This window comes from Nonomuraea fuscirosea (genome assembly GCF_003001935.1).
Lineage (GTDB): Bacteria > Actinomycetota > Actinomycetes > Streptosporangiales > Streptosporangiaceae > Nonomuraea > Nonomuraea fuscirosea.
In genome coordinates, this window is the sequence record NZ_PVNG01000002.1 from 780,605 (window position 1) to 799,443 (window position 18,839).

An 18,839-nucleotide genomic window follows, 5' to 3' on the forward strand; every position below is an offset into this window, starting at 1 on the left:
CGAGTTCACGGACTACCGGCGCGAGCTCGGCCGTACTGGAAGTACAGGGCGGCCAGCTGCGGGTCGGTGTCGAGTCGCTGACCTCACCAGGGCCGTCACGACGGTCACGTACGCGCCCAGCACCTGGTACGGCGCCTGCTCGCTGGGCCGGCCGAGGAACTTCTGGTCGGCCAGGTTCTGCGCGGCCTGCCACTTGTCCTCCCAGACCCACTGCCTGATCTGCGGGAGGGCGGCCAGCGCCTCGGGGTTGTCGTAGTCGTGCGGCCCGCCGGCCCAGATGCCGTCCTCGTTGAGCTGCAGCCGCTCGGTCTCCACGCCGCCGAAGACCATGGCGCCGAGCCGGCCGCAGCCGACCGGCAGCGCCTCCAGGCACTGGGCGGCCGGGCGGGTGTACCAGAGGGTGAGCGGGTTGCCCCGCGTGGCCGCCCGCGCGGGCCCGGCGGCGGCGCCGTTCACGAGCAGGGATCCGGCCGCGGCGCCCAATCCGGGGGCGAGCACGCCTCTCCTGGTGTAGCCGTCGTCGGTCTCGCCGGTCCCGTTGGTCCTGATGGTCCCGTGGTCGGTCACGGTCGCTCCTGTTCGGTTGGGGGTTCGGCGCACTCGCCCGAGATCGGGGGTCGCCATACATGGGATGTATCTCTACGCTTGTCCTGGTTTTCTGTTCCGGGGTCGGTGAAACTCGCCGGGAAACATTGGAGGTCTTGGGATGAGCCGTATCGACGCCCACCACCACGTCTGGGACCTGTCCGCCCGCCCGCACGCCTGGCTGGAGCGGCGTGCGATGGAGCCCGTGCGGCGCACGTTCACCCTCGACGACCTCGCCGGGCCCGCGGCGGCGGCCGGCGTGAGCCGCACCGTGCTGGTGCAGGTGGTGGCAGACCCCGCGGAGACCAGGGAGTTCCTGGCCCTGGCCGCCGGGTCCCCGCTGGTCGCCGGGGTCGTCGGCTGGATCGACCTCACCGCGCCGGACGCCGCCGACGCGCTCGCCGAGCTGACCGCGCTGCCCGGCGGGCTGGTCGGCGTGCGCCACGGCGTGCAGTCCGAGCCGGACCCGGCCTGGCTCAACCGGCCCGACGTGCGCCGCGGGCTGGCCGCCGTGGCCGCGGCCGGGCTCGCCTACGACCTGCTCACGCTGCCGCACCAGCTGCCCGCCGCCATCGACACCGTGACCGCGCTGCCCGAGCTGACGTTCGTGCTCGACCACCTGTCCAAGCCGCCGATCGCCGCAGGCGAGCTGGAGCCGTGGCGCGGCCGGATCAGGCAGCTGGCCGAGCGGCCCAACGTCTTCTGCAAGCTGTCCGGCCTGGTCACCGAGGCCGACTGGACCGGCTGGCGGGTGGACGATCTGCGGCCGTACGCGGAGGTCGTGCTGGAGGCGTTCGGGCCGGAACGGGTGATGTTCGGCTCCGACTGGCCGGTCTGCCTGCTCGCGGCCGAGTACGGCCAGGTGAGCCGGGCCGCGGACGAGCTGTGCGCCGGCCTGTCGGAAGCGGAGCGGGCCGAGGTGTTCGCCGGCACGGCGCGCAGGGCGTACCGGCTGGAAGGGTAGGGCCCCGGCGGGGGCCGTCATCTCGTGCGGCCTCCACCCGGAACGTCGTGTGGTACGTCCGCGACTCCTGCGCGCCGAGCCAGATCATGCTGCCGTCCCGCCTGGCCGCCGCGTCACCCGACACGTGGTGCGTGGACGGCTCCAGCCCGACCGCGTAGTTGCCCGAGCGCAGGTTCAGCCACTCGAAGAAGTACGGGAACTCCTCCGCCCGCCACTCCACCGCCACCCGCATGCCCAGCCGCTCGTTGACCACGGCCACGCGGTGCAGGCCGTCGGGGCGCGGCACGAGCGCGTGCTCGTACACCTGCTCCACGAACCCCGGCACGGGCCCGGGGAAGGTGAGGTGATCGGCCTGCTGCTCGGCCACGCTGTCGCCGCGCCAGAGCGTCTCGCGGAGGTCGGCCTCCAGCCTGGCGCCCTCGTCGAGCAGCGGCCAGCCCAGATTGATGTGGTACAGGTACATGTGTGGCGCCGGCTCGAACCCGGCGTTGGTCACCGTGTCGGTCAGCCGGATCTCGTTCCCGCCCAGGTCCGCCTCGATCCGGCGGACCAGGCGCAGGTTCTCCGCGAAGACCGCCGCCTGGCGCGCCTCGCCCTCGGTCCACAGCACGCACCGCTCGCCGTCCCACCGCTCGCTGTGGCCGCTCAGGCGGGCGGGCAGGTTCCCGGCCCGGCCGTGCAGCCCGTGCCGTACGGACTCGCGCGGCGGATACCGGTAGCCGTCGGTCGGCACGTCGCCGCCGACCCGGTGCGGAACTCCAGCGCCCTGACCCCGCGCTCCACGCCGTCGGCCAGCGTCACCAGCCGGACCCCGCTGGCCGCGCTCAGGTCGCCCGTCAGCTCAGCCGGCCGCCTGCGCTCCGGGATCTCCCTCGGCCCGAGCTCGCGGGCCGGCGCCCTGGTGAAGGCGGCCGCCGCGCCCTTGGTGGAGACGTACGCGGCCAGGTCGGGCCAGCCGCCGTGCATGGTGATCGAGGCGACGTTGACGATCGCCCCGCCGCCCTCGCAGCCGCTCCTGCCGAGCATCTGCCTGGCCGCGCGCTTGTAGCCGGGGCGGGGACCGTACGCCCGGGGCGGTATGGCCGGGGAGGGGCGTGCACCACGGGAGGCGCAGGCAGGGACGTGCCTCGGGTGGGATGTCTGGGGCGGCCCCGACCGACACCGTAGAAGGCATGATGTTTCCGGATTTGCAGGGCAAGGTAGCGCTGGTCACCGGTGGTTCGGGCGGGATCGGGCGCGAGACCGTACGGGTGCTGGCCGCCCAGGGCATGCGCGTCGCCGTCAACGGCCGCGACCCCGCCGCCATCGAGGCCACAGTGAACGAGGCCCCGGAGGGCCGCGCCATCGGGGCGGCCGCCGACACCACGGACCAGGCCGCCGTCGAGTCGATGCGCGAGCAGGTCGAGCGCCGCCTGGGCCCGGTGGACGTGCTGGCGGTCTTCGCCGGCGGCGGCACGGGCCGGCCGCAGCCGATCGACCAGACGAGCGCGGAGGACTGGCACGCCACCGTGGACGCCAACCTCACCTCGACCTTCCTCGTCATCAGGACGTTCCTGCCAAGCATGAGAGAGCGCGGGCAGGGTTCGATCATCACCATGTCCTCCCTGGCCGCCCGCACCCCCACCCCCGCCTCCGTGGCCTACACGGCGGCCAAGGCCGGGGTGATCGCGCTGACCAGGCAGCTGGCGTACGAGCTGGGCCCGGCCGGCGTCCGGGTCAACAACGTCGCGCCCTCGACGATCATGACGGAGCGCCTGGAGCGGCGGATGCCGCCGGAGTTCGCCGAGCGCATGCTGGCCGAGCACCCGCTCGGACGGCTAGGCCGGCCGCTGGACGTGGCCAACGTCACGGCCTTCCTCGCCTCCGACGCCTCCTCCTGGCTGACCGGGCTGACCATCGACGTGGCCGGCGGCAAGTGGATGCCGTGACGGCCCGCGGGACCGGTCGCCGGAGGAGACCGGGAGGAGCGCGGGCATGATGGCGCGATGGAGTTTCACCGGATCGAACGCCCGGCGCAGGCGTTCCAGCAGCCCGTGACCGCCGGCCACATCAGCCGGATCAGCCGGCGCGTCCTCGGACGGGACGCCGTCGCGGCCGTCGAGCTCGGTCTCGGCATGTACAACACCACCTACAAGGTCACCGTCGAGGGCCTGGACCGTCCGGTGGTGATGCGGTTCGCGCCGGAACCGGCCCGTCAGTTCGCCTCCGAGCGGGAGCTGATGCGCAACGAGTACGCGACCCTGCCGTACCTCTCGGTGATCGCCCCGCTGATGCCGAGAGTCGTCGCGGCCGACTGGTCCCACGACCTGATCGGCCGGGACTACCTGGTCCAGACGTGGCTGGACGGCGTGCCCGGCCCCGATCGCCTGCCCGGCTACCCGCGGCCCACCTGGACGAGCTACTTCCGGCAGCTGGGGGAGATCACCCGCGGCGTGCACGACGTGCGCGGGCCGGGGTTCGGTCCGGTGGCCGCCCCCGTCTACGACACCTGGAGCCAGGCGGTCACGGAGTCGCTGCGGCAGATCGCGGCCGACCTGGAAGGCGCCGGCCTGGAGGCCGCCGACCTGCGCCGGGCCGCCGCGCTGGCCGCGGAGCGGCACGACGTACTGGACGAGATCACCGAGCCCCGCCTGCTCACCGGCGACCTGTGGACGGTCAACACCATGCTCGCCGCCGAGGCCCCCGTGCCCACGGTCACGGGTGTGCTGGACCTGGACCGCACCTGGTGGGGCGATCCGGCCGCGGACTGGACCATCCGGATGGCGTCGAGGAAGCAGGACGAGCGGCTGGCGTTCTGGGAGTCCTACGGCGAGCCGGACGCCGACCCGGCGGCGCGGTGGCGCTCCCTCCTCTACGAGCTGCGCCATCTCGGCGCCGTCCGGCTGGAGCAGCATCGGCTCGGTCAGGCCGCGGCGGTACGCGACTCCTACGCCGGCGTCGCCGCCGTGCTCGCCGCCGCGCTCACCGGCCCGCTCAGCCGGGTCGTTTGACGCGTAGCCTCACCCCTCAGCGAATATGGTGTGGATCACGCCGGTTCGTCGTCATCCGTGTACGGATCCTGTGACACACGGCTTCTGCGAGACGTCCGAAAGGGCATCTGGTAGGCGATATTTCCGCAGGTCGAGGGGTGGGAGCGAAGTCGTCTGACAGGGCTCGTCGATCTTTTGTGAGTGACCTGACCGTTATATGGCTCCGTTTCTGCCTGTTATCGCTTTGCTTATATTCTTCGCGTTGATCGCCATCCCGCAGACATGTGAATTTCACGACGTGGGATGGGTTTACGTTGAGGGGGCGCCGCTCCGCCCGTGAGTTCGCGCCCTCGATCAGCGCGAACGGAGAGTAATGGGCAAGTACCTGCTCCGCAGGTTGGCAATAAATGTGATCTTGGTAGCCATCGCGGCCAGCCTCGCGTACATGCTCGCGGCGACGACCATGAACCCGCGAGCCGCGTACGAGGGCCGGCAGCCGCCGGTGCCCGAGGCTGTCATCGACGCCACACTTGACGCCTACAACCTGAACGACAAGACCCCGGTGCTCGTGCGTTACGCGACCTGGGCCAAGGGGGTCGTCACCGGAGACTTCGGCAAGACCTGGAACGGCGGCTCGGTCAACGGCGAGATGGGCCGGCGCATCATGGTCAGCCTGCGCCTCCTGCTGATCGGCACGCTGCTGGGGTTCGCCCTGGGGGTGGTGCTGGGGGCGGTCTCCGCGGTCAAGCAGTACAAGTTCAGCGACCGGTTAATCGGGGTCAGCTCCTTCGTGATCATGGCCATCCCGGTGTTCGTGCTGGCGACCCTGCTGGCCATCGCCACGTACAACCTGAACAGAGGGCTGGGGTTCACGCTGATCGAGTACACCGGCGAGTACAACCCGCGGCTGTCCGGCTGGGACCAGTTCGTCAACCGGCTCAACCACCTGATCCTGCCGACGATCTCCCTCAGCCTCGGCTCGATCGCCTTCTACAGCCGGATCCAGCGCAACATGATGCTCGACGTGCTGGGCCAGGACTTCGTCCGCACGGCCATGGCCAAGGGCCTGCGGCGCAGGACGGCGCTGACGAAGCACGCGCTGCGCACCGCGCTGATCCCCTCGGCCACCTACTTCGCGTTCGCGTTCGGGACGATGTTCACCGGAGCCACGTTCACGGAGAAGATCTTCGCCTGGCACGGCATGGGCGCCTGGCTGGTCGACTCGATCAACCAGAACGACGTCAACTCCGTCGCCGCGGTCACGTTCTTCGCCGCCGTCTGCATCCTGTTCGCCTCCTTCCTGTCGGACCTGCTGGTCGCGGCGCTCGATCCTCGGGTCCGGGTGAGCTGACATGCGTTCGAAAGTCGTCTTCAGGCGCCTGCTGCGCAACAACCAGGCCCGTTACGGGTTCGTCGCCCTGGTCCTGCTCGTGGGGCTGGCCTACGTCGGGCCGTTCTTCGGCGCGTACGACTGGACCGACAAGGACTTCCTGTCCTTCCTGTCGCCCCCGGGCGGCGACCACTGGTGGGGCACCACCTCGATCGGCCAGGACATGTACGCGGTCACGCTGCGCGGCATGCAGAAGTCCATCATCATCGGCCTGCTGGTCGCGCTGATCTCGACCGGCCTGGCGGCCGTCGTGGGCGCGTTCGCCGGATATTTCGGCGGCTGGGTGGACAGGGTGCTCATGTGGGGCGTGGACCTGCTGCTGGTCCTGCCGAGCTTCCTGGTCATCGCGATCATCTCGCCGCGGCTGCGGGAGGGCACCTGGCTCTGGTTCGTGGCGCTGCTCGCCGCGTTCTCCTGGATGATCACCTCCAGGGTCGTGCGCAGCATGACGCTCTCGCTCCGCGAGCGGGAGTACGTCCTGGCCGCCGTCTACATGGGCATCCCCCGCTGGAAGATCATCTTCCGGCACATCGTGCCCAACCTGTCCTCTCTGCTCATCATCGACGCGACGCTCAACGTCAGTGGCGCGATCATCGGTGAGGCCGCGCTGTCCTTCTTCGGGTTCGGCATCCAGCCGCCCGACGTCTCGCTGGGCACGCTGATCGCGACCGGCTCCGGCAACGCCACCGGCTATCCGTGGCTGTTCGCCTTCCCGGCCGGTCTGCTGGTCGCCCTGGTGCTCAGCGTCAACCTGATCGGCGACGGCCTGCGCGACGCACTCGACCCGGGGAGCAACACGTGAGCATTCTGCAGGTCAAGGACCTCACCGTCACCTTCCCCGGCGGCATCGAAGCCGTGCGCGGCGTCAGCTACGAGGTCGAGCGCGGCGAAGTGCTCGGCATCGTGGGCGAGTCCGGCTCGGGCAAGTCGGTGACCTCGCTGGCCGTGATGGGCCTGCTGCCGAAGAACGCCGTGGTGGACGGCTCGGTCCAGCTGCACGGGCAAGAGCTGCTCGGCATGAAGGAAGACGACCTGGTCAAGGTACGCGGCAAGTCGATCAGCATGATCTTCCAGGATCCGCTGTCGGCCTTCACGCCCGTGTTCACCATCGGCGACCAGATCGCCGAGGCCGTCCGCGTGCACCAGAAGGTGGGCAAGGACAAGGCCGCCAAGCGGGCCGTCGAACTTCTCGACCTGGTCGGCATCCCCAACCCGAACCTGCGGGCCAAGGCGTTCCCGCACGAGTTCTCCGGCGGCATGCGGCAGCGCGCGATGATCGCCATGGCCATCGCCAACGACCCCGACCTGCTGATCTGCGACGAGCCGACCACCGCGCTCGACGTCACCATCCAGGCCCAGGTGCTGGAGGTGCTCAAGACCGCGCAGCAGGAGACCGGCGCGGGCATCGTGATGATCACCCACGACCTGGGCGTCATCGCCGGCATGGCCGACCGGGTGCTCGTCATGTACGCGGGGCGGCCGGTCGAGCAGGGCCCCGTCGAGGACATCTACTACCGGCCGCGGATGCCGTACACGATGGGACTGCTCGCCTCGATCCCCAGGGTCGACGGCGAGGAGGGGCCGCTGGTGCCCATCGACGGCAACCCGCCGTCGCCGGCGGCGCTGCCGCCCGGCTGCCCGTTCGCGCCGCGCTGCCCGATGAAGGTGGACATGTGCGACGACGAGGAGCCGCCGCTGACGCCCTTCGGCGGCGGGCGGCACGTGGCCTGCATCCGCGCGCACGAGATCGAGCACAAGAACCTGACCGGAACCGACGTGTTCCCGGTGCCGGTCATCCCGCCGAACGAGGTGGTCCGCGTGCCGCGCGCCGAGCGGCCGACCGTGCTGGAGCTCGACGAGCTGATCAGGCACTACCCGCTGATGAAGGGTGCGGTCTTCAAGCGCCGCGTCGGCACGGTGTACGCCGTCGACGGCATCAGCCTCGACATCGCCGAGGGCGAGACGCTGGCCCTGGTCGGCGAGTCCGGCTGCGGCAAGACCACCACGCTGCAGCAGATCATGCAGCTCCAGCCGCCGCAGGGCGGCCGGGTGGTCGTGCTCGGCAGGAACAGCGCCGAGCTGGACAAGGCGGCGCGCAAGGCGCTCCGCGGCGACCTGCAGATCGTCTTCCAGGACCCGATGGCCGCGCTCGACCCGCGCATGCCGATCGGCGACATCATCGCCGAGCCGCTGCGCGCGCACGGCGTCAAGGACGACGTGCGGGGCAAGGTCGCCGAGCTGCTGCGGCTCGTCGGGCTGGCGCCCGAGCACGCGGAACGCTACCCGCAGCAGTTCTCCGGCGGCCAGCGCCAGCGCATCGGCATCGCCCGCGCGCTCGCGCTGGAGCCGAAGCTGCTGGTGCTGGACGAGCCGGTCTCGGCACTCGACGTATCCATCCAGGCGGGCGTGATCAACCTGCTGGAGGAGCTGAAGAACAGGCTGGGCCTGTCCTACCTGTTCGTGGCGCACGACCTGGCGGTGGTCCGGCATCTCGCCGACCGGGTGGCGGTCATGTACCTGGGCCGGATCGCCGAGATCGGGGCGGTCGAGAACGTCTACGACCGTCCGGCGCACCCGTACACGCAGGCGCTGCTGTCGGCGATCCCGCTGCCCGACCCCGAGATGGAACGCACCCGCAAGCGGATCCTGCTCGAAGGCGACCTGCCCAGCCCGGCGGACCCGCCGTCGGGCTGCAGGTTCCGCACCCGCTGCCCCAAGTTCGCCCGGCTGAGCGAGGCCGAGCGGCGGCGGTGTGTGGACGAAGAGCCCTCGGTTGCCCGGCTGACGCGTGCCGTGGACCACGGCGCCGCCTGCCATTACGCGGAGGAGATCGAGGTCATCACGGCCTCGGAAAATCAGGAGGAAGAGTGAAGGTTCATTACCGTGCGGCCGCTGGGCTGGCGGTCCTGGCCATGGCCGTCGCGGCCTGTGGCGGTGGCGGCGGCACCGAGAACAAGCAGCCGAACGCCGAGCAGTCCCAGCAGGCTCAGCAGCAGATGACGGAGACCCCGATCATCAGCATCAACTCCGTCCCGTACGAGCAGGTCAAGGACGGCGGCACGCTCACCCTGGCGATCGGGCAGTGGCCCACGCAGTGGAACGGCAACCACGTCGACGGCAACCAGGCCGACACGGCGACGATGCTGGACCCGATCATGCCGCAGCTGATGATGGCGGACGAGAACGCCACGTTCACCCCCAACAAGGACTACGTCAGCGACGTCAAGAACGACATGTCCTCGGGCAAGCAGGTCGTCACGTACACGCTCAACGAGAAGGCCAAGTGGTCGGACGGCACGCCGATCACCTGGAAGGACCTCGAGGCGGCGTGGAAGGCCAACAGCGGCGAGAACAAGAAGTTCAAGCCGGCCTCCACGGACGGCTGGGACAAGATCGAGTCCGTCGCCAAGGGTGACTCGGACAACATCGCCGTCATCACCTTCAAGAAGCCGTACTCGGAGTGGCAGGGCCTGTTCAACCGCGGCACCTCGCACCTCTTCCCGGCCGAGCACATCGACACGCCGGAGAAGTACGAGAAGGACTACCTGCAGAAGATCCCGGTCACGGCCGGTCCCTTCAAGGTGGAGTCCCTCGACGAGGGCACCAAGACGCTCACCCTGGTGCGCGACGACAACTGGTGGGGTCAGAAGGCCAAGCTCGACAAGCTGATCTACCGGGCCATCCCCGACCCGGCCGCCGAGGTGAACGCGTTCGCCAACGGCGAGCTGGACGCCGCGGAGATCCAGTCCGGCGCCCCGGCCGACCTGAAGCGGGCCAAGGAGGTGCCGGGCGCCGAGATCCGCAAGTCGCTCAGCCCGAACTGGCGCCACATCACGGTCAACAACCAGAGCGAGTTCCTGAAGACGAAGGAAGTCCGCCAGGCCGTCCAGTACGCGATCAACCGTGACGTGATCACGCAGTCGGACCTGAAGGACATGGAGTGGCCGCTGCAGACGCTCGGCAACCACGTCTTCATGAACAACCACAAGGGTTACGTCGACAACTCCGGCGACCTGGGCAAGTACAACCTGGACAAGGCCAAGCAGCTGCTCGACGCGGCCGGCTGGAAGCAGGAGGGCGAGTACCGCAAGAAGGACGGCAAGGAGCTCGCGCTGACCTTCGTCATCCCGACGGCGACGCCCGTCTCGCAGACGGAGGGTGAGCTCACCCAGGCCATGCTCAAGGAGGCCGGGATCAAGGTCACGATCCGCCCGGTCCCCGTGGACAAGTTCTTCAACGACTTCATCATCAAGGGCGACTTCGACCTGGTGCCGTTCTCCTGGATCGGCACGCCGCTGCCGCTGGGCTCGCTGCCGCAGATCTACAAGACCGGCTCGGAGAGCAACTTCCCGAAGATGAGCGACCCCGAGGTCGACGCCGCCATCCAGGCGGCCGTGGACGAGATGGACCCGGCCGCGGCGATCCAGAAGGCCAACGAGGCCGACAAGCTGATCTGGGACCGGGTGCACACCATCCCGCTGTACCAGCGGCCTGAGATCTTCGCGACGAAGAAGACGCTGGCGAACTGGGGCGCCCGCGGTTACAAGTACTACGACTGGACGGCCGTCGGCTTCACCGGCTGACGTTCTGCCCAGCAGTGACACAGAGGACCCCCGGCCGCTCCGGCCGGGGGTCTTTCGTCTATTTCGCGAACTCCTGGATCGTCGTCGGGGGCCGGCCGCCGTGCCGTTCGATGCTCGCGGTGACGCGGTAGAGCGGGTGGTCGGCGGCGCCGATGAAGCGGAAGAGCGCCCACAGGTGGGTCAGGTGCTCGACGGTGACCTCGTCGCGGTACACGTCCGCCGCCCACGCCTCCCACTCCTCGGGCGGCACGTCCTCGTACGTCACCCCGAGCGCGTCCGCAGCCTCGCCGGCCGTGGCCATCTGCCCCGTCACCAGGCACACCGGATCGGCGGGGGCGGGATCGAGCAGCAGCCCCGCGCCGACCCTGGCCACGTCCTCGCCCGCGACCAGCGGGATCAGCGTCTCGGGAGGGCCGAGGGGGAGCGCCAGCCGGCCCGCCGCGGCGGCCACGACGGCGAGGTTCTCGAAGAACACCGCGGCCCGGAGGTGCACCGCGCCCACCCCGGCCCAGTCGAAGACCTGCTCCGACACCCAGTGGCGGCGCATCCTGGGCGTGCCCGCCTCGGGGGAGGCGTCGAGCTGGGAGACCTCGACGACCCGCTCGACCCCCTCCTCCCTGGCCGCCGCCGCGAACGCGCCGGTGGCCTCCAGCAGGCCCGCCGTCACCGGGTAGGTGAAGAACGCCCGCCTGACCCCGCGCATGGCCGGGCGCACCGACGCGATCTCGCACAGGTCGCCTGTCACCACCTCGGCGCCGAGCTCGCGCAGCTCCCGCGCCCGGTGGTCGTCGGTGTGGACGAAGGCGCGCACGGCCTCGCCGCGGCGCAGCAGCAGGTCCACGACGTGCCGCCCGGTCGAGCCCTGCGGCCCGCCGGCCGCTCCCGTGACCAGGATCATCGCCGCTCCCCAAGGCTCGGGGTGGCCGGCCGGGGGAGGCTCGGCAGGACCGGGTTCATCGGCGCTCCTCAAGGCTCAACGTGAACAGGCCGAGGCGCTCCAGGTCGCGCAGGAACGGCTCGGCGGGGAACGCCTCGGCCGGGGAGTACACGCCCGGCTGATCCGGGCCCAGGCCGTCGGCCAGCCGGACGGCGGCCTCGACCGAGGTCAGGGCGCTCATGCGCCACAGGTCCCGCCCGCGCGCCTGCCCCGCCCGGCCGCCGCCCTCGGTGATCACCTGCACGGCGACCGTGAAATCGGAGCCCGCCCGGGTGGCCGCGTCCACGTGTTCGCTGGTGAACGCCTGCTCCTCCTCGAACGTGGCCGCCGTCAGCTGCGCCTCCACCCGCGCCGTCCGCACGTGCCTCGGCACGGTGACGACCTCGGAGAACGGCACGGGGGCGATCATCGTGCGCGGCCCCAGCGGCGGCGGGAACGGGAAGACGGCGTTGCGCGGCTCGACGTAGCCGACCCGCTGGACCCCGTCGGCGAAGGTGATCCGCTGGGTGTCGGCGAACAGCAGCTCGGCCGTCGCCCTGGCGCCCGTGGTCAGCCGCCAGCCGCTCACCGCGTACGCGGTCACCACCCGCTCGATCCCGGCCATCCCGGCGGCCACGGCCCCGGCCAGCAGGTCGCCCAGCCCGCCGTAGAAGCTCATCGCCGTGACCATGGTGACGCCCGCCGCCCGCGCCGGCTCCGTCATGGTGTCGAACATCCACTTCGTGTGGTGCTGTTCCAGGGCGTGATCCACGTAGTGGCAGCCGGCCTCGGCGGCGGCCGTGGCGACCGGTTTGCCGGTGTGCGTGAACGGGCCCGCGCAGTGGATCAGCACCGCCGCCCGGCCGGCCAGCTCACGTAAGGCGGCGGGGTCGTCGAGCGCGGCCTGGTGGACGGGCGCCCCGCCGAGCTCGTCGGACAGGGCCTTGAGAGCGCCGGCGTCGCGGCCGGCCAGGATGACGTCCCGGCCCCGGGCGCGCAGGTCGGCCGCCACCAGGCGCCCGGTGTGGCCGGTGGCGCCGTAGACGGCGATGTGCGGTGATGACATGGCTACAACTCCTCGGTTTCACGTCACTATGTTCGACAATTTCCCATCGAGTCAATGAGAATCCGAATCAGTGAGCGAAAACCCGAACCGGCGGCCGGGCCTCCGTGGAGGCCGGCCGCCGGGTGACCCCGGTCAGGCGGAGCAGACGGTCAGCCGGGGAGAGCCGGGTCAGCCGTGGGAGTCGGGCACCGAGCCCTTGAGGGTGATCCCGCAGGACGGGCCGTTCTGGCCGTCGAAGCGGACGGAGTTCCAGAAGTCGCGGAAGTCGACGTAGAAGTTGCCCTTGCCGCGCGGGCTGGTCACCGCCGTGCAGCCGCCGTAGGCGGCCTCGGAGTAGAGGTGGATCCAGGAGCCCGTACGGTTCCAGTCGGACTTGCCCCGGTCGGCCATGCCGAGCGCGGCAAGGTCGGGCGTGTTCCCCTGGATCTGGATGATGTCCCCGGTGCCGTCGAGCCCGGAGAACATGCAGTAGTAGCCCTCCTGGCAGCGGTCGTACCCGTCGGCGGCCTGGGCCGGCCCGGCCACGGCCGTCAGGGCCGCGACAGCCAGCGGTAACGCCAGAATCTGAAACTTCTTGCCCACAGTGCCTCCATGGCCGAAACTTTCTTTCGGCTCGAACATACAACGCGCGATCTTGTCAGGAAAGGGGTTGACTTACGCCGCCGTGCTGAGCGACACCTCGACCGAGCCGCGGGTGCCCCAGCGGTTGACCCGCCGGCAGGTCAGCAGCGCGTAGACGTACATCGGGCGCAGCACCAGCGACCGCCAGACGGCGGCCAGCGGGGCCAGCGCGAAAGCGAGCAGCCGCGCGCCCGCGCTCTCGTCGGAGCGGTGCACGGTGAACAGCCGCAGCGCCATCAGGTAGTTCATCGCCACCCCGACCTGCGCCGCCGCCAGGGCCAGCTCTCCCAGCCGCCCCCGGTACGCCGGGTCGGCGACCAGCACGACCGGGACGGCCAGGGCGAGCAGCAGATGCAGGTACTCCGCGACCGTGGTCCAGAAGACCGGCCCGGTCAGCGGCTGGTAACGCAGCCACCACAGGTGCCGCACGGCGGTGCCGCGCATCCAGCGCAGCTGCTGCTTGGCGTAGTGGCCGAAACGCTCGGGGGCCAGCGTGAACACCATCGACGACGGCTGGTGCACCGTGCGCCCGGACAACGAGGCGTAGAAGGTGAGCATGGAGTCGTCGTTCATCTGCATCGGACGCCCGCGGAAACACTCGTTCTCGTACGCGCCGGCGCAGGCGCGGACGACGTCCGCCCGGTAGAAGGCCAGCGCGCCCGAGTTCATCGTCACCCGGCGCAGCACCGACTGGGCGCTGCGCAGGCCACGGGTGAAGGGCAGGTACAGCACCCCGGTCAGCCGGGCGAGCAGGCCGGCGGCGCGGTTCAGCACCAGCACCTGCCCGGCCACCGAGCGCACCCGAGGATCGGCGAACGGGGCCAGACCCTCCCTGACGGCGTGCCGGTCGAGCACGGAGTCACTGTCGAGGGTGACGAAGACGTCGCCGTCGTCCTCGGCCAGCACGTGCATCTGGGCGAAGCGCTTGCCCCGGTTGGCGGTACGGTCCCAGGTCGTCTCGATGCCGCGGAGCATGGCCTCGCACTCGAAGTCGCGGCGTACGTCGTCGTAGGAGACGGGTTCGCCCGCCAGAGCCGAGCCGTCGTCCACCACCCGCACCCGGTTCACCGGCCGGCTCTGCGTCAGCACCGAGCGCAGGCACGCGCGCAGCGCCTCCGGGTCCTCGTTGTAGACGGGGACCTGCACGGTCACCCGCAGGGCGTCGATCCGCTTCCGCGCGCCCGGCGGGACCGTGACCGGCCGCTCCAGCCAGGCCAGCGGCAGCCACCACAGCAGCAGCGAGGCGGTCAGCCAGACCAGCGGCAGCTCGTACGGGCGGTCGCCGACCGTCCCCGTCAGGATGGCCAGACGGGTGACGCCCCAGCCGGCGAGCGCCGCGACCGCGAGCGCGCCGAGGACGAGGAGCTTTCCCGATCCGGCGTACCGGGCGGTGAGCTTTCGTGGTGCGGCCATGTCCAGTCCGTTCCGTCGTCCTGCCGGTTTCGGTGTGCTGTCCGTTTGTCGCGGCCGGGAAGCGCGGGGTCAGCGGCACATCGGGCCCCGGCCGCGCCGGAACCCGGCGCGCACCGCGAAGGCCCCGGCCAGCACGAGTGACAGACAGCCGGCGACCAGCCAGGGGTGCCCGCCCGCGAGCGCGGCCACGGCCACACCGCCGCCGAAACCGGCCAGGGATCCGTACGCCATGCGGCACTCCTTCTCCACGCGGGATCGAGGTGACGCTGGCGACCTAGCCGGAGGCGGGTTCACCTAACCCCTTGGCCGCTTAAAGGCCCGTGCAACAGCGGGCCGCGGAAGGGACGCGCGGGCCGGTCAAGCGGCGGTGAAACTTTCACCGCCTCCCGGCCCGTTTCCGCTGGTGCCGTCACCGCTCCGGCCGGTGCGGCGGGCCGGGCCGGGAGACTCGGGCCCTGGAGCCTACAGTGCCTGTGGGGACGCTTCCGACAACCCTTCGAGCCGGCCGGAGCAGCCTGCAATGAGCAACCGAAGCAGCAGATGGAGGAGCGGGGCCGCGGTGCTCGTGCTCGTCGCGGCCGGCCTGGTCATGCCGCCGGCGACCGCCACGGCGGCCTTCCCCTACCAGGACCCCGCCCTTCCGGTGCCCGTCCGGGTCGCCGACCTCGTGTCCCGGATGTCGCTGGAGGAGAAACTGGGCCAGATGACCCAGGGCGAGCGCGCCTCGGTCAGCGCCGCCGACGTCACCGCGTACCGGCTCGGCTCGGTCCTGTCGGGCGGCGGCTCCGCGCCGCAGGTCAATACGGCGGCCGGCTGGGCGGACATGTACGACGGCTACCAGAAGGCCGCCCTGGCGACGCCGCTCGGCATCCCGCTCGTGTACGGCGTGGACGCCGTGCACGGCCACAACAACGTGGCCGGGGCCACGATCTTCCCGCACAACATCGGCCTCGGCGCCACCCGTGACCCCGGCCTGGCCGAGCGGATCGGGCGGGCCGTGGCCGAGGAGGTGTCCGGCACCGGGATCGACTGGAACTTCGCGCCCTGTCTGTGCGTGGCGCGCGACGACCGGTGGGGGCGTACGTACGAGTCGTTCGGCGAGACCCCCGACCTGCCCGCGTCGATGGCCTCCATCGTGACCGGGCTGCAGGGCGAGACGCTGGACGGCCCCGCCTCCGTGCTGGCCACCGCCAAGCACTACGTCGGCGACGGCGGCACCGCGGGCGGCGCCGACCAGGGCGACACCCGGCTGTCCGAGGCCGACCTGCGGGCCGTCCACCTGCCGCCGTTCGAGGCCGCCGTACGGCGCGGGGTCGGCTCGGTGATGATCTCGTTCAGCCGATGGAACGGCGTCAAGCTGCACGGACACCGCTACCTGATCACCACGGTGCTCAAGGAGGAGCTGGGCTTCGGCGGGTTCGTCGTCTCCGACTGGAACGGCATCGACCAGATCGACGGCCTCCGTGGCACCTCCGCGCTCGACGTGCGCACCGCCGTCAACGCCGGCGTCGACATGGTGATGGTGCCGGTCGAATGGCGCAGGTTCATCGACCTGCTCCGCGCGGAAGTGCGGGCCGGGCGGGTGAGCACGGCGCGGGTGGACGACGCGGTGCGGCGCGTGCTGACCAAGAAGTTCGAGCTCGGCCTGTTCGAGCGGCCCCTGACCGACCGCTCGTACACGGCGAGCGTGGGCAGCGCCGCGCACCGGGCCCTGGCCCGCGAGGCGGTGGCCAAATCGCAGGTCGTGCTGAAGAACGCCGGCGGCGTGCTGCCCCTCGCCAGGACCGGCGGCAGGATCTTCGTGGCGGGGAAGAACGCGGACGACATCGGCAACCAGAGCGGCGGCTGGACGATCACCTGGCAGGGCTTGTCCGGCGCCGTCACCCCCGGCACCACGATCCTGCAGGGCATCAGGAACACCGTCGGGTCCGCCGCCACCGTCACCTACAGCAGTGACGGCAGCGGCATCGACGGCTCCTACCGGGTGGCCGTCGCCGTCGTCGGCGAGACCCCGTACGCCGAGACCCGGGGCGACCGGCCCGGCGGGCTCGCCCTGGACGCCGCGGACCTGAGCACCATCGCCACCCTGCGTGCCTCGGGCGTGCCCGTCGTCGTGGTGCTCGTCTCCGGCCGCCCCCTCGACATCGCCGCCGAGCTGCCCGGCTGGAACGCCGCCGTGGCCGCCTGGCTGCCCGGCACCGAGGGACAGGGCGTCGCCGACGTGCTCTTCGGGGTCGTCCCGCCGACCGGCCGGCTGCCCATGACCTGGATGAGGTCCTTCTCCCAGCAGCCGATCAACGCGGGGGACGGCCAGACACCGCTGTTCGCGCAGGGGTACGGACTCACGTAGGTCACCGGTCCGTGTGCACCCGGCCGAACTCGACCAGCGGCGTCCCACCGGCGAAGTTGCGATCGACCTCGGCCCGCTCGGCGGCGCTGGGGTTGGCGTTGGTACAGCTCACGGGCGCGCTGGAGCCGGACATCAGGTCGGTGCAGCGCCCGGTGCGCCGGTCGGGCAGGCCCAGGATGTGGCCGATCTCGTGGGTGGCGATCCGCACCCGGTTGTAGCCCTGGTCGACGGCCTGCCGGCCCATCCAGATCGTGCCGCGCCCCAGGCTGGTGGGCAGGGCCCTGGGCCAGCCGTTGTCGGCGAGCACGACGAAGTGCGCGGGCGTGCCCCTGACCAGCCGGACGTTGGCGACACTGGCGTTCCACACCTGCGCGGCCTGGTCCACGGTGGCGCTGAACTCGGCGGCCCGGCCGGCGTCGTACCTGAGCACCGTCACCAGCGCACTGGCCTGCGCGGGCGCGGTGACCAGCAGGAACGCCAGCGTCAGCAGGGCGCTCAGCATGAGGCGGAGAGGTCGTGACACGGATCCTCCTGGGGGAGTGGGGGGTGCTGTGAACGGTATGCGCGCTCCGTCCTCCCGAAGAGCTGTCAGCTTGCCCCTATCACGGTGATATGGCCGCAGCGGGTGGGCACCGTGTCTTGCGGAACTGTCGGTGGCCGCGTGCAGACTCGATGCATGCAGAACGAGGAGCCGCTCGAGTTCGGCGAGATCGCTCTCACCGGCTGGAACGCCCACACCGACAAGATGGCCGAGGTCGGCTTCCTGACCATCGCGGGCAGGCTCCCTTCGCTCGTCGGCCAGGCGCTGCGGATGGCCTGGGCCGCGAGCCCGCGCGACACCCTGGCCACGGTCGCGCTCAACCTGCTCGGCGGGGTGTTCACCGCGTTCGGCCTGCTGGCCACCACGGGAGTGCTGACCGCGCTGTTCAGCGAGGGCCCGACCCCCGACCGCGTCGTGGCCGCGCTGCCCAGCCTGGCGCTGGTCGCGGGCGCGGCGGTGCTGCGCACGGCGACGCAGGCGGGCGCGGGCTGGGCGCAGTCCCGCCTCACCCCGCAGATCACCCGCCACACCGAGGAACGCCTCTACAGCCTGACCAGCCGGGTGGAGCTGGTCGCCTACGACGACCCCGACTTCCACGACGCGCTCGAACGCGCGGGCAGCCGCGGCGTGTCCGTGGCAGACCCGGTGGTGGGCTCGGCCGTCGGCGTGGTGACCGCGGCCGTCGGCATCGCCGCGGCGGCCGGCGTGCTGGGCGTGCTGCATCCGGTGCTGCTCCCGCTCCTGCTGCTGGCCGTGCTGCCCGACGCCTGGGCCGCGGTGCGCAGCGCGCGGATGCGCTACTCGACGATGTACTCCCTGATCCCCGCCCGCCGCCGCAAGTGGATCCTCGCGGGCCTGCTCGCCGAGCGCGACAACGCGGCCGAGGTGCGCTCGTTCACCATGCGCGGCTTCCTGCTCCGGGTCTACGACACCGTCGCCCGCGCCGAGCAGGAGGTCATGCTGCGCCTGGCCCGGCGGCAGATGACGGCCAGGCTCGTCGGCGAGGCGCTCGGCGGCCTCGGCACGGGCCTGGTCTACGTGGCGCTCGGTGTGCTGCTGACCGTCGCCGCCATCCCGCTCGCGGTGGCCGGCACCGCGGTCCTCGCCATCCGCTCGGGTCAGTCGTCGCTGCTCAGCCTCATGTACGCCACCAACCGCCTCTACGAGCAGGGCCTCTACTTCACCGACTTCCTCGACTTCTGCGCCGACGCGGAGCGACGCCTGACCGGCCCCAGGCCGCTACCTGCCCCCGACACCTTCGAGCGCATCACCGCTGACGACGTCACCTTCACCTATCCGGGCGCCGAGTCGCCGGCGCTGCGCGGGGTGTCGGTGGAGATCAAGCAGGGTGAGGTGATCGCGTTCGTCGGGGAGAACGGCTCGGGCAAGACCACCCTGGCCAAGATCCTGTCCGGCCTGTACGAACCCGACACCGGCACCG

Annotated in this window: 17 protein-coding genes and 1 pseudogene; 9 read left to right on the plus strand and 9 right to left on the minus strand. The window is 71.2% G+C overall.

Annotated features, from left to right (window positions below; all coding sequences use genetic code 11):
- Nucleotides 1-12: 12 nt before the first annotated feature.
- A complete protein-coding gene (locus B0I32_RS06985) occupies nt 13-567 on the minus strand; it encodes a glycoside hydrolase N-terminal domain-containing protein (RefSeq protein WP_245955646.1) in 555 nt (184 codons plus the stop codon).
- Nucleotides 568-706: 139 nt separating this feature from the next.
- Here B0I32_RS06985 and B0I32_RS06990 point away from each other — a divergent pair, with 139 nt between their 5' ends.
- Nucleotides 707-1,549: an amidohydrolase family protein gene (locus B0I32_RS06990; RefSeq protein ID WP_106235972.1), complete on the plus strand. Its 843-nt coding sequence runs from the start codon at nt 707-709 to the stop codon at nt 1,547-1,549.
- A gap of 94 nt (nt 1,550-1,643) precedes the next feature.
- On the opposite strand, the pseudogene B0I32_RS61600 reads toward B0I32_RS06990, so the two are convergent.
- Nucleotides 1,644-2,282 (minus strand): annotated as a pseudogene (locus B0I32_RS61600) (aldose 1-epimerase family protein); the annotation flags it as partial.
- The gene (locus B0I32_RS58765; protein ID WP_219911671.1) at nt 2,195-2,575 is read right to left on the minus strand and encodes an SDR family NAD(P)-dependent oxidoreductase; all 381 of its coding nucleotides are present in this window, start codon (nt 2,573-2,575) and stop codon (nt 2,195-2,197) included. The gene B0I32_RS58765 and the pseudogene B0I32_RS61600, both read right to left, overlap by 88 nt.
- A gap of 146 nt (nt 2,576-2,721) precedes the next feature.
- On the opposite strand from B0I32_RS58765, the gene B0I32_RS07000 reads away from it, so the two are divergent.
- The 6 genes from B0I32_RS07000 (at nt 2,722) to B0I32_RS07025 (ending at nt 10,491) form a co-directional block, all read left to right on the plus strand.
- Nucleotides 2,722-3,477, plus strand: coding sequence for an SDR family NAD(P)-dependent oxidoreductase (locus B0I32_RS07000; RefSeq protein WP_106235973.1), 756 nt, complete (start codon nt 2,722-2,724; stop codon nt 3,475-3,477).
- Nucleotides 3,478-3,534: 57 nt separating this feature from the next.
- Nucleotides 3,535-4,539: a phosphotransferase family protein gene (locus tag B0I32_RS07005; protein ID WP_106235975.1), complete on the plus strand. Its 1,005-nt coding sequence runs from the start codon at nt 3,535-3,537 to the stop codon at nt 4,537-4,539.
- A gap of 352 nt (nt 4,540-4,891) precedes the next feature.
- Nucleotides 4,892-5,869 carry an ABC transporter permease gene (locus B0I32_RS07010; protein WP_106235977.1) on the plus strand — a complete coding sequence of 326 codons (978 nt, stop codon included), beginning with the start codon at nt 4,892-4,894 and terminating at the stop codon, nt 5,867-5,869.
- A 1-nt stretch (nt 5,870) separates the two neighbouring features.
- On the plus strand, nt 5,871-6,710 hold the full coding sequence (locus tag B0I32_RS07015) for an ABC transporter permease (RefSeq protein ID WP_106235979.1): 840 nt from the start codon (nt 5,871-5,873) through the stop codon (nt 6,708-6,710).
- Nucleotides 6,707-8,779, plus strand: coding sequence for an ABC transporter ATP-binding protein (locus B0I32_RS07020; protein WP_106235981.1), 2,073 nt, complete (start codon nt 6,707-6,709; stop codon nt 8,777-8,779). Before B0I32_RS07015 ends, B0I32_RS07020 begins: the two co-directional genes overlap by 4 nt.
- A complete protein-coding gene (locus B0I32_RS07025) occupies nt 8,776-10,491 on the plus strand; it encodes an ABC transporter family substrate-binding protein (protein WP_106235983.1) in 1,716 nt (571 codons plus the stop codon). Before B0I32_RS07020 ends, B0I32_RS07025 begins: the two co-directional genes overlap by 4 nt.
- A gap of 58 nt (nt 10,492-10,549) precedes the next feature.
- Here the strand turns inward: B0I32_RS07025 and B0I32_RS07030 are convergent, their stop codons facing one another.
- From B0I32_RS07030 to B0I32_RS57490, 5 genes are all read right to left on the minus strand, one after another.
- Entirely contained in the window at nt 10,550-11,389 is an 840-nt protein-coding gene (locus B0I32_RS07030; protein ID WP_106235985.1) for an NAD(P)H-binding protein, read from the minus strand.
- A gap of 55 nt (nt 11,390-11,444) precedes the next feature.
- Nucleotides 11,445-12,473: a saccharopine dehydrogenase NADP-binding domain-containing protein gene (locus B0I32_RS07035; RefSeq protein WP_106235987.1), complete on the minus strand. Its 1,029-nt coding sequence runs from the start codon at nt 12,471-12,473 to the stop codon at nt 11,445-11,447.
- A gap of 168 nt (nt 12,474-12,641) precedes the next feature.
- The gene (locus tag B0I32_RS07040) at nt 12,642-13,055 is read right to left on the minus strand and encodes a peptidase inhibitor family I36 protein (protein WP_219911672.1); all 414 of its coding nucleotides are present in this window, start codon (nt 13,053-13,055) and stop codon (nt 12,642-12,644) included.
- A 72-nt stretch (nt 13,056-13,127) separates the two neighbouring features.
- A complete protein-coding gene (locus B0I32_RS07045; protein ID WP_106235989.1) occupies nt 13,128-14,507 on the minus strand; it encodes a glycosyltransferase in 1,380 nt (459 codons plus the stop codon).
- Between the two features lie 69 nt (nt 14,508-14,576).
- Nucleotides 14,577-14,738: a hypothetical protein gene (locus tag B0I32_RS57490; RefSeq protein WP_181307105.1), complete on the minus strand. Its 162-nt coding sequence runs from the start codon at nt 14,736-14,738 to the stop codon at nt 14,577-14,579.
- A gap of 289 nt (nt 14,739-15,027) precedes the next feature.
- On the opposite strand from B0I32_RS57490, the gene B0I32_RS07050 reads away from it, so the two are divergent.
- Nucleotides 15,028-16,857: a glycoside hydrolase family 3 protein gene (locus B0I32_RS07050; protein ID WP_106235991.1), complete on the plus strand. Its 1,830-nt coding sequence runs from the start codon at nt 15,028-15,030 to the stop codon at nt 16,855-16,857.
- A gap of 1 nt (nt 16,858) precedes the next feature.
- Here the strand turns inward: B0I32_RS07050 and B0I32_RS07055 are convergent, their stop codons facing one another.
- Nucleotides 16,859-17,380, minus strand: a complete 522-nt coding sequence (locus B0I32_RS07055; protein WP_219911673.1) for a snapalysin family zinc-dependent metalloprotease — start codon at nt 17,378-17,380, stop codon at nt 16,859-16,861.
- A gap of 153 nt (nt 17,381-17,533) precedes the next feature.
- On the opposite strand from B0I32_RS07055, the gene B0I32_RS07060 reads away from it, so the two are divergent.
- Nucleotides 17,534-18,839: ATP-binding cassette domain-containing protein (locus tag B0I32_RS07060; protein WP_106235994.1), on the plus strand; the 1,306-nt coding region annotated here is incomplete at its 3' end.

Bases quoted from the DNA above. Each gene is read 5' to 3' on its own strand.
- B0I32_RS06990 (WP_106235972.1), top strand. From the start codon at position 707: ATGAGCCGTATCGACGCCCACCACCACGTCTGGGACCTGTCCGCCCGC.
- B0I32_RS58765 (WP_219911671.1), bottom strand. From the start codon at position 2,575: ATGCTCGGCAGGAGCGGCTGCGAGGGCGGCGGGGCGATCGTCAACGTC.
- B0I32_RS07000 (WP_106235973.1), top strand. From the start codon at position 2,722: ATGATGTTTCCGGATTTGCAGGGCAAGGTAGCGCTGGTCACCGGTGGT.
- B0I32_RS07005 (WP_106235975.1), top strand. From the start codon at position 3,535: ATGGAGTTTCACCGGATCGAACGCCCGGCGCAGGCGTTCCAGCAGCCC.
- B0I32_RS07010 (WP_106235977.1), top strand. From the start codon at position 4,892: ATGGGCAAGTACCTGCTCCGCAGGTTGGCAATAAATGTGATCTTGGTA.
- B0I32_RS07015 (WP_106235979.1), top strand. From the start codon at position 5,871: ATGCGTTCGAAAGTCGTCTTCAGGCGCCTGCTGCGCAACAACCAGGCC.
- B0I32_RS07030 (WP_106235985.1), bottom strand. From the start codon at position 11,389: ATGATCCTGGTCACGGGAGCGGCCGGCGGGCCGCAGGGCTCGACCGGG.
- B0I32_RS07035 (WP_106235987.1), bottom strand. From the start codon at position 12,473: ATGTCATCACCGCACATCGCCGTCTACGGCGCCACCGGCCACACCGGG.
- B0I32_RS07045 (WP_106235989.1), bottom strand. From the start codon at position 14,507: ATGGCCGCACCACGAAAGCTCACCGCCCGGTACGCCGGATCGGGAAAG.
- B0I32_RS57490 (WP_181307105.1), bottom strand. From the start codon at position 14,738: ATGGCGTACGGATCCCTGGCCGGTTTCGGCGGCGGTGTGGCCGTGGCC.
- B0I32_RS07050 (WP_106235991.1), top strand. From the start codon at position 15,028: ATGAGCAACCGAAGCAGCAGATGGAGGAGCGGGGCCGCGGTGCTCGTG.